This window comes from Shewanella sp. 10B, from assembly GCF_023475885.1.
GTDB classification, from domain to species: Bacteria; Pseudomonadota; Gammaproteobacteria; order Enterobacterales; family Shewanellaceae; genus Shewanella; species Shewanella mangrovisoli.
Map to the genome: position 1 here is coordinate 24,525 of NZ_JAMDJO010000003.1, position 14,626 is coordinate 39,150.

General features: G+C 48.6%; 12 protein-coding genes. 8 read left to right on the forward strand and 4 right to left on the reverse strand.

Annotation, left to right across the window (positions count from 1 at the left end; translation table 11 throughout):
- Window positions 1-4: 4 nt before the first annotated feature.
- The gene (cysW, locus tag M0415_RS12440; RefSeq protein ID WP_249556067.1) at window positions 5-874 is read left to right on the forward strand and encodes a sulfate ABC transporter permease subunit CysW; all 870 of its coding nucleotides are present in this window, start codon (window positions 5-7) and stop codon (window positions 872-874) included.
- The gene (locus M0415_RS12445; protein ID WP_249556068.1) at window positions 871-2,001 is read left to right on the forward strand and encodes a sulfate/molybdate ABC transporter ATP-binding protein; all 1,131 of its coding nucleotides are present in this window, start codon (window positions 871-873) and stop codon (window positions 1,999-2,001) included. Before cysW ends, M0415_RS12445 begins: the two co-directional genes overlap by 4 nt.
- Window positions 2,002-2,124: 123 nt before the next feature.
- Here M0415_RS12445 and M0415_RS12450 read toward each other — a convergent pair whose 3' ends face one another.
- From M0415_RS12450 to M0415_RS12465, 4 genes are all read right to left on the reverse strand, one after another.
- Window positions 2,125-3,270 carry an HlyD family secretion protein gene (locus M0415_RS12450; protein ID WP_086904230.1) on the reverse strand — a complete coding sequence of 382 codons (1,146 nt, stop codon included), beginning with the start codon at window positions 3,268-3,270 and terminating at the stop codon, window positions 2,125-2,127.
- A 1-nt stretch (window position 3,271) separates the two neighbouring features.
- Complete coding sequence (locus tag M0415_RS12455; RefSeq protein ID WP_011718015.1) at window positions 3,272-3,688, reverse strand: DUF3302 domain-containing protein; 417 nt, start codon at window positions 3,686-3,688, stop codon at window positions 3,272-3,274.
- Window positions 3,689-4,197: 509 nt separating this feature from the next.
- Window positions 4,198-4,653 carry a hypothetical protein gene (locus tag M0415_RS12460; RefSeq protein ID WP_249556069.1) on the reverse strand — a complete coding sequence of 152 codons (456 nt, stop codon included), beginning with the start codon at window positions 4,651-4,653 and terminating at the stop codon, window positions 4,198-4,200.
- A 233-nt stretch (window positions 4,654-4,886) separates the two neighbouring features.
- Complete coding sequence (locus tag M0415_RS12465; protein ID WP_249556070.1) at window positions 4,887-6,374, reverse strand: AAA family ATPase; 1,488 nt, start codon at window positions 6,372-6,374, stop codon at window positions 4,887-4,889.
- Window positions 6,375-6,591: 217 nt separating this feature from the next.
- Here M0415_RS12465 and purT point away from each other — a divergent pair, with 217 nt between their 5' ends.
- The 6 genes from purT (at window position 6,592) to M0415_RS12495 (ending at window position 14,456) form a co-directional block, all read left to right on the forward strand.
- Window positions 6,592-7,767 (forward strand): formate-dependent phosphoribosylglycinamide formyltransferase, encoded by a 1,176-nt coding sequence (gene purT / locus M0415_RS12470; protein WP_248967435.1) that lies wholly within the window; start codon window positions 6,592-6,594, stop codon window positions 7,765-7,767.
- A gap of 237 nt (window positions 7,768-8,004) precedes the next feature.
- Entirely contained in the window at window positions 8,005-9,483 is a 1,479-nt protein-coding gene (locus M0415_RS12475) for a DUF3142 domain-containing protein (protein ID WP_249556071.1), read from the forward strand.
- The gene (locus tag M0415_RS12480) at window positions 9,473-11,770 is read left to right on the forward strand and encodes a tetratricopeptide repeat protein (RefSeq protein ID WP_249556072.1); all 2,298 of its coding nucleotides are present in this window, start codon (window positions 9,473-9,475) and stop codon (window positions 11,768-11,770) included. The genes M0415_RS12475 and M0415_RS12480 overlap by 11 nt, the downstream gene beginning before the upstream one ends.
- 144 nt (window positions 11,771-11,914) lie before the next feature.
- Entirely contained in the window at window positions 11,915-12,325 is a 411-nt protein-coding gene (locus M0415_RS12485) for a hypothetical protein (RefSeq protein WP_249556073.1), read from the forward strand.
- Between the two features lie 114 nt (window positions 12,326-12,439).
- Entirely contained in the window at window positions 12,440-13,417 is a 978-nt protein-coding gene (locus tag M0415_RS12490) for a transposase (RefSeq protein WP_088210364.1), read from the forward strand.
- Window positions 13,418-13,874: 457 nt separating this feature from the next.
- Complete coding sequence (locus M0415_RS12495; protein WP_249556074.1) at window positions 13,875-14,456, forward strand: Rv1289 family protein; 582 nt, start codon at window positions 13,875-13,877, stop codon at window positions 14,454-14,456.
- Window positions 14,457-14,626 lie beyond the last annotated feature (170 nt).

Consider the following 14,626-nt stretch of genomic DNA (forward strand, 5'->3'; position numbering starts at 1 on the left):
CACCATGAACTCATTTAAACCGTTAAGAGTCGGTGAAGCGCCCCTCATCAAATGGAGCCTAATCACCCTAGGCGTGTTCTTGGCCATGGTGTTGTTGCTACTGCCCTTAGTCAGTATTTTCCAGCAGGCCTTCGTCGGTGGTTGGGAGCGTTATATCGAGCATCTCAGTCAACCCGACTCACTCCATGCCATTGGGTTGACCCTTATGGTCGCGGCGCTGACCGTGCCGATTAACTTAGTGTTTGGGGTACTGCTCGCCTGGAGCGTAACACGCTTTGAGTTTCCGGGACGCAAGTTACTCATCACCTTGATTGATATTCCCTTTGCCGTATCGCCCGTGGTCGCAGGCTTACTCTATCTGCTGCTTTACGGCAACAGTGGCTGGCTCGGCGCTTGGCTATTTGAGCACGATTTACAGATCATGTTTGCCTGGCCGGGGATTCTGTTAGTCACCATTTTCGTGACTTGCCCTTTTGTTGCCCGAGAATTAATCCCATTGATGCAGCAACAGGGCGCATCGGAGGAAGAAGCCGCGGTTATTCTTGGCGCCTCATGGTGGCAACTGTTTCGCCGCGTGACTCTGCCCAATATCAAGTGGGCGCTGATTTATGGGGTGATCCTCACCAACGCCAGAGCTGTGGGTGAGTTTGGTGCCGTTGCCGTAGTATCTGGCAATATCCGCGGTGAAACCAACACCTTACCTTTGCATGTGCAATTACTATACGAAGATTATCAAGCCGAAGCCGCCTTCGCGAGCGCGTCACTGCTTGCCTTGATCGCCCTATGTACCTTACTGCTAAAAGCCTTAGTAGAGTGGCGCCAACAACGCAGCTTATCCGCCAATGACAACCAAGAGCAGAGCCAATCATTATGAGTATTCGTTTAACTAATATTTCCAAAAAATTTGGCCAATTTCAGGCGCTCTCGCCGCTCAATCTGGATATTCAAGAAGGTGAGATGATAGGTCTTCTCGGCCCTTCTGGCTCGGGTAAAACCACCCTATTGCGGATTATTGCCGGCCTTGAGGGCGCAGATAGCGGCCAAATCCATTTCGGTAATCGCGATGTGACTCAAGTGCATGTGCGTGACCGCAGAGTCGGCTTTGTGTTTCAAAACTACGCCCTATTCCGCCATATGACGGTCGCCGACAACGTCGCCTTTGGGCTCGAAGTCATTCCGAAAAAACAGCGCCCGTCGAAGGCCGAAATCCAAAAGCGCGTCAGCCATTTACTCGAAATGGTGCAACTTGGCCACCTAGCACAGCGCTACCCTGAGCAGCTTTCGGGCGGACAAAAACAGCGTATCGCCTTGGCACGCGCCTTAGCGACTCAGCCCGAAGTACTGTTACTGGATGAGCCCTTTGGCGCCCTCGATGCCAAGGTGCGTAAAGAACTGCGCCGCTGGTTGCGCAGTCTTCACGATGAGCTGAAATTCACGAGCGTGTTTGTGACCCACGATCAGGACGAAGCCTTAGAGCTTTCCGATAGAGTGGTGGTGATGAGCAACGGCCATATTGAACAGGTTAATACGCCCATTGAGTTGTATGCCCAACCCAATAGCCGCTTTGTGTTTGATTTCTTGGGTAACGTCAATCGGTTTGAAGCGAGCTGGCAACAGAATCGTTGGACCAATGGTGACGCCTTCTTAGTGCCGCCAGAGCAAGCGCCACTGCAACAAAACGGCGCGCTCTATGTGCGTAGCCATGAGCTGGCACTGGCGGATAAACCCAATAGCCAAGCCCATATTCCCTTTACCATAGTGGCAATAACACCAGTTGGCGCAGAAGTACGTGTCGAACTGGCGCCTATCGGCTGGCAGAGTGAAGAACTGTGGGAAGCCACCTTTACCCACCATCACCTGCAAGAATTAGGACTGCAAAAAGGCAGTGTGGTCTACGCCACCCCAAGAACGGCTTATTTCTTTGGTGAACAAGGTGATGGCTCGCCCGTGCGTCAAAGCTGGCCCTTCCTCCCGCCAGGCAGCTTGGCCTTCGATATTTAATCGCAGCCAGCATTTACCTACTACACATAACAAAAAAGCGCTGACAGTCATGTCAGCGCTTTTTTTTAAACTCTTGGATAGCTTAATACCAGTTCCAAGCAAAGTCGTTAGCGTAAAACTCTGCTAGTGCCCATCGAAGAACAGATAGTTTAACCAGCCCTGCATCCGCAGCAGCACTTTACGCATCACGGCGACATGGTGAAAATGTTCAGTGTACACAGCTACTTGCCCAGCAACACCCGCCGGGAATTGGCGGCGTATCGCATCATCTTCAATATCGATTAATACGATAACCCGACCACTTTGGAACAACTGATTAGACGATTGCAGCGTGCCATTCATCTGAATTTCCCCCTCGGCCATCGCGGGGAGTACCTTAGCAACTTTGCCCTTAAACACTTGCCCGGGCGCTGCATCTAATACCACTTCCGCCTCATCCCCTTCCTGTAATCGCAGCAGGGAGTTTTGCCAGAATGCGCCGGCAAAATATCGCTGCTCATCGGGAATAAAACTCATCACCGGCCGTAAAGGTAAAGGCACAGCCATCGCACCTGGGCGCAGCGCCATTTGAGTCACAATACCATCGGCCGGAGCCCGCACTACGGTTTGCTCGAGATTATAGAGCGCGCTTTCAAGATCCCCCTGAAGCCCAGCGACCTTCGAATTTACCCCATCCACATTGGACTCATAGGCAAGACGTGCGCGTAACTCTTCGGCCTGTGCGGCCGTTAGCTGAGCCTCAGAGGCTAAAAACAGTTGGCGACGATTGTCTAATTCCAGCGCAGTGAAGGGAGAATTTGCCCCACCTTTACGATGGCCTTGCTCATAGCGATCATAGGCCGATTTATTGCGCTCCCTATCCGCAGCCACTCTGGCCACATTCGCCTTGGCTGCCTCCCAAGCGGCCGCAAGTTGTGGCACTTCCTGCTCCGCCGCTAACAACGCCGCTTTTTTACGTTTTACCACGGCCTCAAAGGGTGTTGGGTCGATTCGAAATAGCACATCCCCTTGTTTCATCGGCGTATTTGGCTTAGCTTCCACCGAGATCACTAAACCTTTTACCGCGGGCGTAATGGGGATAGTGACATAGTATTCCCGCGCAAAACGGGAATAGGGATGGTTGTAGTTCATGATAAGTAGCAGCGCCCCAATCAACACCACGCCCCCTAATACGGCGGTCGGCACAGTCCATTTATTCATTGGGATCTTAAACACTTTAAAAATCACAATGCAGATCGAGGCGTAGGTTAATATCAGTAGTAAATCCATGTTACACCTCGGCTTTTTGGCTAGTTTCGGTCACACTGGCTTCTGTGGGTATTGCCTCGGATTGCTTCACCACCGCAGGCTTGGCTGTCGATTCCAGTTGTTCAAGCTTTGCCTGCAAGGCCAATACCGTTTCCCTTAGCGCTTTAACATCATCCTCCAACGCCTGCTCGCGCTTCATCACGGTATTAAAGCCCCAGCCTCTATCCTCTCGATATAAGGTCGCCCAAATCCACAGAAACGGCCAAAGGGCATGCAGGGTAAATAAACTGACCCAGCCCGCGATATGCAATGCATCCTGCTGGGGATGATTGCGCTTTTTCGCAATTTCATAGGGGATGTCGTGAATGGCAATCACGCCATAAAAAATCACCACTATGACAAAAAACAAAATGCCTAAGGCAAAATAATCCAAAAACATGTTCAGCTCCCACTCCCTTCCCGCTCTTTATTTCGGTTAGAAATCAATCCCCTTGCCGAAACCGCCCTTTGCCAACCGTGCCTATCAATGTGCAGCACAATATAGTTCTACACCATGAAAACAAATTCGCAACAAATCCATTTAAATAGCTTGACCCAAAACACAATTGTTTATTCCGATGCTACAAATCGCATCCCAAGGTGCACTATTAGTGACGACGAATTGCGATAACTAAGTGGGATTGTTGTTTGCCAAATGCAGCAAATAGCAGGAAAGGGGTCTTTAAAAGCCTAGGCCTTTACCTTTTGTTTTGAGAAGGCGCTAGCGTGAGTGAGCAACGCGTAAAGTAAGTAAAGACAAGATTGCAGTAAGCTAATATCAGCTTAGGTTTCTATTGGTTTTCATAAGTTAACACTTGATGTAGAGGCGCAGGATAGCAATGTCACTGCTCCACAATGCAGAGTATTACGCCAAGAACCACAACAGCAAAGTATTTAACTTCAAGCGAGTTAACCTCTTTCTTGCCACTGACACTCGACTAAATTGAATTCATAGTGGCTATCATGGGGGGCGATATTGGCGTTTAATTTAAAGCTTTGACCACCCGCGGCAATCCAGCACTTGGAGAACCATTCAATAAGCGCGTTTGTTGCAATCTGCCAAGGGTCAAGATCTTCATCCTTTTCGATATATTCCTCTTCAAATTCATCGGGATAAACATGGTCTATGTCGAGTAAATGAGGATTAACTGGCGATGGGTATGCGGCCTTGCCATCGATATCCATAAAAAATACCCGCACAGGAAATTGGGATGAAAAACCATCGACAAAGACTTCAAATGCCAGCGTGACCACCTCTTGGGGATAATCATGCGCAATCAATTGCTTAAGAACGGGCTGTAACTCATCGGTGAGATTGTCTAAGTAGACACCGACTTTTTCTGTAAACTCTTGCTCGAAACTCATCTCTTCCCTGCTTATCATGCGGTACGACTCGAACGGCAAATATTACTCAAGCTAAAAACTTGCCATTAAAACTGAAAAATAATCCATATCGACCAGCAAGTTAACACCGACTGCGCTGATATCCAACTCTTCCCCAACCAAAAGCCACCACTGAAATTTAAAGTCGTTTTATGGCGAATAAGGCTCGGCCCCATACGCAGCCATAACACAATCAGTGATAATGGGTTAAGTTGCTACTCATGGGCATTGACTGTGCGTCCTGCGGCCCATTGTCTTAGGGCATTAATCTTATCGCCCATCACTATGGATAAAGGTTTGGTTTTGGTCAGTTCTTCTAACAACATGTCTTGGTCAAGATTGCGCGCTAAACTGCGGGCGCTGTACATGGCGGCGATAACGGCCTGCTCGATTTCAGCCCCCGAAAACCCTTGGCTGTGGCGCGATAGCTGCGCAAGGTCGAGCCGAGTCACATCAATACTGCGGCGCTGGCAATGGATCAGGAAAATCGCCTTACGTATGGCCTCGTCGGGTAAATCGACAAAGAAGATTTCATCCATTCGCCCCTTACGCATCAGCTCAGGCGGCAGGGCTTGAATATCGTTAGCGGTAGCGACCACAAACACCTCGGACTTACGCTCCGTCATCCAAGTTAACAGTGTGCCAAGAATGCGGGTCGAAGTGCCCTCATCACTGCTACTGCCGCTTAAACCTTTCTCTATTTCATCAATCCAAAGGATACATGGCGACATCATATCGGCCAGCTCGAGAGCATTACGCAGGTTCTTTTCGGTTTCGCCTATGTATTTGTTATATAAGGTGCCCATATCGAGTCTGAGCAAGGGTCGTTGCCACACGCCCGCCACCGCCTTGGCCGCAAGGCTCTTGCCGCTGCCCTGCACCCCGAGTAATAACACCCCCTTGGGGGCATCGGGTTGTACCGTAGCCTTGTCATCTGTGGTTACCTGCACCGCTGGCGCGCGCTGCTTTAACCATTTCTTGAGATTATGTAATCCGGCAATCTGCGAAAAATCACTGGTGTCGTATTCAAATTGCAGCACACCGTTGAGATCGAGTAATTGGAATTTGGCTTTGTTGATAAGATCGACATCCGAATGGGTAATGGCGCCATCATCCACAATGGCCTTGTGGATCAACCGTCTGGCATCATCTAAAGTCACACCACGCAGGTTTTCCGCCAGTTTACCCACGGCTTTATCATCCACAGTGAGCGGCATGCCTTGGCCGCGCACTTTATCCACTTCAAGGTAGATCAAGTTCTCAAGCTGGGAGGTACTCGGCAAGGTGAGCTGAAAATAGGCGCAATAACGCTTAATTTCGGGCGGGATCTCAAAAGCATGGCTCACCAGCACCAGCGTGTGTTGCAGCGCATCGTATTCGAGGGCGATTTCTTTAAGCAAACGGACATTCTTTGGCGCATCAACCACAAAGGGGTGAAAATCACAGAGCACATAGATGCCCTGCTGGGTTGTCGATTTAATCTGCCCTAGGATGTCGCCAGGTTCAGTATTAAATTTCTGCGCCGCCATGGGTTTATCGACCCGCGTCAACCCTTGGGTAATGCTCCAAGTAAATAAGGGCTGATAGAGCACATTCGCCACCCGCTTAAGCATGTCTACAACACGGTATTCCTCATAGGTTTCAATCACTACGATGGGCGTTTTAGAACGTAGTACAGCGGTTAAATCGCGAATGTCTTGCATCTTAGTTTTCCATAATCCGTTATGAAACGAAAAGTTAACATAAAACACCGCCACAAACAGGATTTTTACCACGCCCAAGCACTAATCGCTCTTAAATAGCTTGATCGAAAACACAGTTGTTAATTTCAGTCTCATGCTTTAGCGCCAATCGGGGTAGACTATGGCCCAAGAACGTCTAAAGGCGTCAATTATCCCAATATAAAAAGGTACCCACACCATGATAGGAACTCCCTACACAGAGGGCGCTCGACGCGCCATGTTGCTTGGCTGCGGTGAGCTAGGTAAAGAAGTCGCCATCGAGCTCCAACGCTTAGGTGTTGAAGTGATTGGCGTCGATCGCTATCCCAATGCCCCTGCCATGCAAATTGCCCATCGCTCCCATGTGATCAATATGCTCGATGCTAAAGCGCTTCGCGCCATTATCGAGCTAGAAAAGCCCCACTTAGTGATCCCCGAAATTGAAGCCATCGCCACTCAAACCTTGGTCGAGATGGAAGCAGAAGGCCTCAATGTCGTGCCGACCGCACGCGCGACTCAGTTGACCATGGACAGAGAAGGCATTCGTCGCCTCGCCGCCGAAACCTTAGGTTTGCCGACCTCGCCCTATTTCTTCTGCGACACTGAAACCGAATTTAATCAAGCCATTGGCAAGATTGGCGTGCCCTGCGTGGTCAAACCCGTGATGAGTTCATCGGGCAAGGGCCAAAGTGTTATCCGCGATCTGGCCCAAAGCGCCAAAGCCTGGCAATACGCCCAAGAAGGCGGCCGCGCGGGCGGTGGTCGTGTGATTGTCGAAGGCTTTATCCCCTTCGATTACGAAATTACCCTGCTAACCATTAGCGCTGTGAATGGCATCCACTTCTGCGCACCAATTGGCCACAGACAAGAAGACGGCGACTACCGCGAGTCATGGCAGCCTCAAGCCATGTCGGCCGACGTGCTAGCAAAATCCCAAGCAATCGCCAGTAAAGTGGTTGAAGCCCTCGGCGGTTACGGCTTATTTGGGGTCGAGCTGTTTGTGAAGGGGAGCGATGTGTATTTCTCTGAAGTCTCGCCTCGTCCGCACGATACCGGTTTAGTCACCTTAATTAGCCAAGATTTATCCGAGTTTGCACTGCATGTTAGGGCGATTCTTGGTCTGCCCATTCCGAACATCCACCAACATGGCCCCAGCGCCTCGGCGGTAGTATTGGTGGAAGGCAAATCGAAAAACATTCGCTATCAAGGTCTTGCCGATGCCTTGGCGGCAGAGAATACTCAGCTCAGATTATTCGCTAAACCTGAAATCGATGGTCGCCGCCGTTTAGGGGTGGCCCTCGCCCGCGATAAGGATATTGAAAGCGCAGTCAACAAAGCGCTGGATAGCGCATCTAAGGTAAAAGTGATTTTCTAGGCATGAATGCTTAACGACTTGTCACCGACAACTTAGTGTTCTGTACCGTGATTAGCACCGCGCCCAGCACTATTGCTGGGCGCGTTATTAAGGCGTTTAAGCCGAGTTAACCGCCATACCACTTCTACTCAAATTGATTTCGCGACTAATGCAAAAGCCTGATGCAATCCAAGGTGGTTTTGAGGCATAGTAGTCCTCTATTTGGCATGCCCCACGCTAGGCTTTTACTCTGATCCCATGGATTTACGCAGTCGTTATTCCACTCTCTTTCACTCTAAGCGCTTTCAGTCCAAGCGATTTGAGCCCAAGCGCTCAAAATCCTTGCAAGCGGTAAATCGCACCCTTTCACTTTTGCTCAGGTTATCCCTGTTACTGGCGTTATCCTTTGGCTTAGTTTTCCTGAGTGCCTGTCAACCTGCGAATCAAGATACATCGAGCATAAAAACAGACACTTCCGCTCCGCGTGAATTAAGCCAAGAGGTGTATGTGTGGCAGCGGCAATGGCGCGATGCCAATCAAAACGCCTTGTTCGAAAGCCAAAGCACATTTAATGGCGTGCGCATTCTTGCATTGCAAGCCCATCCCAAACCCAATGGCGCGGATATCTGGTTTGAGGTGCAAGTCAACCATGAATGGTTACAGGCCGATCCACGCCCTAAAGTGGCGGTAATAAGATTAGATGGCCAACTTACGCGCCTTAATAATCGCGAAGCTCTCCAAAAAATCCTCACGCTCATTCAAGACTGGCAAGCAAAGGGCACCAAGCTTGCGGGAATTGAAATCGACCACGATAGCGCCAGCAGTAAACTCGCGGCCTATAACGCCTTTTTACGCGAGTTAAAAAGCCAATTACCCCACACGCTTAAACTCAGCATAACCTCACTGCCCGCTTGGTTGAGCAGCACAGAGTTTCCGCCGTTGTTTGACAATATCGATGAGCTGGTACTGCAAATTCACAGTGTCAGCCACCCACGTTTAGGGTTGTTCGATGCTGCGCAAGGCTGGCGATGGGTCGAGCAGCTGTCACGGTTAGCCAAGGTGCCCTATCTCATCGCCCTGCCGTCCTATGGTTCGGCGGTGTATAGCACTGCATCGGGTTATCGGGTGGAGAGTGAGGTGCCGATGCGAATGCCATTGGCAGACACGGTATCTTCGCAGCATGTTGCGCGCCAAGAGTTGATGGCCGATCCACAGGTATTGCAGTCCTTCGTCAAACAATTGCACACTATTGCCGACCCCAAGCTTAAGGGGATGATTTGGTTTCGATTACCTCTCGAAGGCGATAAACGGGTTTGGCCACTCTCGACCCTGATTGCGGTCGCCAAGCAGCAACCACTCGCCCCGCAGATTGAGCTAGAAATCTTAAACCAAGCCAATACTGAGCCAGCCCAACATGAGGCGACCAGAAGCCACTTATTTCAACTGGTGTTAGTCAATAAGGGCAATATTGCGGGCAAGTTACCGAGCCAGTTGTCCCTAGCGGCGCAGGCGTGCAGCGGGTATGATGCCCAAAACGGTTATCAAGCCAAATTAACCCAAGGAACATTAGTGTGGCAGTTACCGCAAGCCACCTCAACGGAGCGCACAGCAGAGCCTGCCTCCTCGCAGTTTGCGCCGAATTTAATCTCAGCGGTCGAGCTAAGCCCAAACGGGCGTAGAGTTATCGGTTGGGCACGTTGTGAGTCATTACATTTACAGGGAATTTATGCGCCATAAGCCACATTCATTATCAGCGAATCCTCTCCCTCGCTGGAAAACCAAATTAAAACAAACCAGTCTGATTGGCTTAAGTCTGTTTTCCCCCGCACTGTTAGCCTGTGGCCCAGACTTTCCGCTGCAATTAACCCAAGACAGGCAGTACAACCTAAGCTATTTACCGCAAACCAGTTTTAGCCAACAACTTAGCGGTTTAGCTAAACCACTGGCTTGGCAGTTTCAAGATGAACCTGCGGCGCAGGAATACCTCTGGGACGAAGTGCATAGTCGCTATCTTTCCCAGACTCGCGCCTATGAAAACAGCGAGTTATCCGAGGCTCAGCTCGCGCTAGTCAATAGCCTGCGTGATGCGCAAAGCTTAGCAGAGGCCGAGCAAATCGCCGCGCAGTTAAAAGAGAGCTTAGCGCCCGCCTTAACCTGGTACAGCCTTGGCGCCATGGCGTTTGATGCCAAAGAGTACGATAAGGCCAGCGATTACTTTAAAAAAGTCATCGCCCTACCTGCGACTGAGCGCGCGGGTCGCAGCCTGTGGGCGCTGTATAGCTTGTCTCGTATCGAGCTGATAAAGAGCAAAACCGCTAGCGATAATAGCCATTTTGTCCAAGCCAATGCTTACTTGCAGCAGCTACAAACTGAGGTAACCCAAGGTACGCCCGATCCGCTGCGCTTAAGCTTGGCTGGCCTTGGCGAGCAGGCTTATATTCTGCTGCATCAAGGCCAAGCTCAAATTGAAGTCACTCGTGGGGAATATGAGCCGCCTAAAATAGATGTAGCCTTAAATCCCGCCACCTTAGATAAGGTTATTGAACTCTATGCCACCCAGTCGGTGCAGGGAGACAGTAGTGGCTATGATTCGCTGCTGATGTTAAGTCGCAGCTTAATGTCTAAAAATATCAATGAGCTAAAACCATTATTACAGCAGCCGAGTGTGCAACAGTTACTCATTGCCTACTGGCAGAGCAGTGCTAATGATTTCGCCTTCGACGGACAACTGATGGAGATGGGCCAAAAGGTTGCCGAAATCCTCACTGTATTCCCAACCGATGGTGTAGTACTGAGCCAGGGTGATAAGTTAGCGGCGATTTACTATCAATTGGGTGACTATGCCAGCGCCGAGCGCATGCTGGCACTCGCCAAACCGAGCGGCTTGACTTGGTGGCTCACGGCGAAGCTTATGCTGCAAAAGGGTGATCAAGCCCAAGCGGCTAAGGCCTATGCCCAAGCAGTGCATCATTTTCCAACCGATGCGACTTCAGGTACTGAGCACTTAAATGCTAAGGATACTCAACAACAGGCCATCGACGCCGATGCCCAGCAAGCCACCTATTGCCGTATTCGCGCCGAGCAGGGCGTGCTATCCCTCGAACGTGGTGAATATGTCGATGCTCTAGGCCAATTACTCGCCAGTGGCGATGAGTATTGGCAGGATATCGCCTATGTGGCCGAGCGCGTGCTCACCACCGCCGAGCTTAAGCTGTTTATCGACAAGCATGTGCCGGTAATGACTTTCGAGTATCCCAAGGACAGTGATTGGTACGATAGTGTCGAGCCAATCAACAATCGCCTGCGTTACTTACTGGGTCGTCGCTTACTGCGTGAAGGTGCCATTGCCGAGGCGCCTGTTTATTTCAGTAATCCCACACTCAACGCCAACGTGCTGGAGTATGGCAAGGCGCTGACCACTGCCAAGAATAGCAAGGGCATTGAGAGCGCCCGCGCCTATTGGGCGGCTGCCGAACTCGCGCGTCATCAAGGGATGGAAATCTTAGGCTTTGAATTAGCGCCGGATTATTCGATTTACGCTGGGATGTTCGACCTAAGGGATTGGTACGCTGCGGATAAGCTCAGCGATAAAGAGCAGCAACGCATTAGTGCCAGCCAAGCGATCCCCGATAAACGCTTCCACTATCGTTACCAAGCCGCCGAGCTAGCAAGCAAGGCCGCCGATCTCGTGCCCCACAACAGCCAAGCCTATGCGGCGCTATTGTGCCAAGCCACAGGTTGGGTGTTATATCGCGATGATGAACTCGCCCGCCGCTACTATAAAAAATACGTCGCCAATGGTCCCTTTGTGCCTTGGGCGGAGAATTTTGGTACGCAATGTGAAACCCCAGATTTTGACCGCGCCGTCGAACGGGAAAAAGCCAACCAAATCGCCAAGTGGAATGCGATTTACCACAAACTGAAAAAGCCCGTGGCCTATGGCTCACTGGTTATCACTGCAGCCTTGATCGGATTTATTGGTCTACGCAGACGATCTCGCCGAGCAAAAAACCATCAAAGCTAAAATCAACTGAGATGAAAAGTTAAATATGCCCAAACAACCCGAAGAGGCTGGATTCAGGTAGTTTGGGCATAAAACTAAAATTTTGTTGTTAGTCTCTATGATGGCTCCGAATACACAACAAATTGACCAATTACAACGAAAACAATGAAGAATCTAATATACATTACAATACTGTTACTTATTTTGAGTTCAAACAGCTATGCACGGATTTGTTCGTCAGACGAGCCGACTGTCTGTATAGTCTCAATAATACATTTAATAGCCAACCCTGATGATTTTAACAAGAAAATAATAGTTGTTAGCGGTGTATATGATGAATTTGAAGATACATATCGACTCTACCTAGATTATGAGAAATATGAACGCCGAATGTCAGTTTATGCGGTCGAGCTTGAACTATCAGAAACTCAAAAGAAATCACTTCGGGCTCTCAAAGGCGAATACGTTCAAGTTAAAGGGGTGTATAATGCTGATTTAACTGGGGTAATTGGACTTTCTGCTGGTACGGTTACGAAAGTCACTAAATGGTTGCATGATGAACGTTTACAAAAGTAAAGAATCCACCTTCTGAAGAAGGTAGAAGATGAACAAAACCGGACACCCAACCTCAATAGCGCAGTAGCTAACCTCCGACTATGCTTTGGTTAAGCATTGAACAAGGAGGTTTGTATGCCGCGCCCTCGTAGAACTCAGATAAGTCTTGAAGACACACCTTATTATCATTGCTGTAGCCGCGTTGTTCGGCGGGCATTTTTATGTGGTGATGATACCTATTCGGGTAAAAACTACGACCATCGCCGCGCTTGGGTAGAGTCATTATTGTTTGAACTTGAAGCTGTTTTTGCTATTGATATCGCAGCCTTTGCCGTGATGTCTAATCATCTGCATGTGGTGCTGCGAGTCGATATCGAGACGGCCAATCGTTGGACAGACCGCCAAGTGCTTGAGCAGTGGCATAAGTTGTTTAAAGGCGATGAATTAACGCAAAAATTCGTGAAAGGTGAGTTAGTTGAAGCCCATGAGGTGAGCAGATTAAAGCACTCAATCGCTCTTTATCGCAGTCGATTATGCGACATTAGCTGGTTTATGCGCTGCCTCAACGAACCGATTGCAAGGCAAGCAAATCAAGAAGATAACTGCACAGGCAGGTTCTGGGAAGGGCGGTTCAAATCGCAAGCCCTACTCGATGAAGCTGCGGTGTTAGCCTGTATGGCCTATGTTGATTTGAATCCGATTCGAGCGCAATTTGCTGATACACCAGAACAATCCGACCATACCAGTATTCAACTACGTATTCGGGCCGCATTAAAAGGTAAGCAGCCAAGCAATCTCCTGCCTTTTATTGGTAACGAGTGCGACAACCAACCCAATGGCATTGCGTTTTCATTAACGGACTACCTTAAATTGGTAGATGATACGGGCCGAATTATTCGCAATGATAAACGTGGATACATCAGTGAAAGTAGTACCAAGATACTGAACAGATTAAATATCCCCCATGACAATTGGCTCAAGCTGACCACCGAGTTTGGCAAGCTATTTCATGGTCCTGTAGGCACATTGCAAGCACTAACCGATTATTGCGAACACTTAGAAAAGCGACGACGGCATTTTGCTAAATGCTGCCAGCACTTTTACAGCAACTGAAAACTACTTATATCATTTCAAAAGCCCCATCCAGAACACATCCCAAGCACTAAGGGATGAGTTATCTCGTCTGAAATGCTCTATTTTTAAAGGAATTAGCGCAATTTATTGCCTCAGATGTTGTCCCTGCGACTTTGATGGTTCTTTTTTAAACAACATTAACTGTTACAAGTTGTAGGTAAACCGAAAGTGCATTATGTTGTTGATTTAAAATGGGTGGCCAGATTTACTCAGTAGCCCTTATTTTTGTGCTTTTACGTTACGTTAGTATCCAGTTGGCTTCAACAACCGCTGTAGGTAAAAATAAGGAGGTGTCTATGGTAGAAACATTTATAGCTCGTGCTCGTACTCTGTTAAGTTCTGTGTTTGAAACAACATGGGCTACAGGAGTCAGCTACGCTGCTGGCCACCTATCAACCTAAGTGCATTCGGCATGTAATTAGGCGTTAGGCATACTATGAAAAAACCAACCGGCGTCAGCCGCAGAATACTTCAATGTGTAAAACATCTTCAGGAAAATGATCTTGAGGGGGCGTTGGTTAATTTGTTTCCTGCTATCGATCAAACAGCAAAGAGACGACGACCTAAAGATGGTGTTGGGAAACGCATAAAGGCCTTTCTTGAAGAGGAAGAAAAATTAATCTCAGTAATTGCTACTGGAAATTTCTTATCAAATATTAGATGCAACGATATCAGCATTACCGACGCATTATATAAATTTGGCCGCACATCGATTGCACATGAGGGTGAGCTAGATCCTAGACTAGAGTTTAATGCTAATGGTGCCATTGAAATTGGTACTGAAAAATGGAATTTGCCTAGCGGTTATATTGTTGGCATGTGCATAGCGGTTATAACAGCATCTGAAAATGTAAATGAGCAAATTGAAATGCCTTTTTCAATTACCGTATTTGAAAAAAGTTTCCCATTAAACGCTATGTGGGGAGATTCAGCAGTAATAAAAGTTCATATTGAAGAGCATTTTAATAAGGTTTACGCCAGCGTAGGTATGCCTAACAAACAAATTAACTGGGACTAAAAAAGCTTGGCTCAGCTCGTGCCTCGCTAATTTTAGCCAAACTTTTTTAGCCCGTTATTTGGGCGTTATCTCCATAGATATTTTATCTAAAACAGACTCGTTAGAGTTAAGGCTCTAACTCAAAAATGTCCCAAAACATGTTGCGTATTTCTTTGTTAATACCCACATGC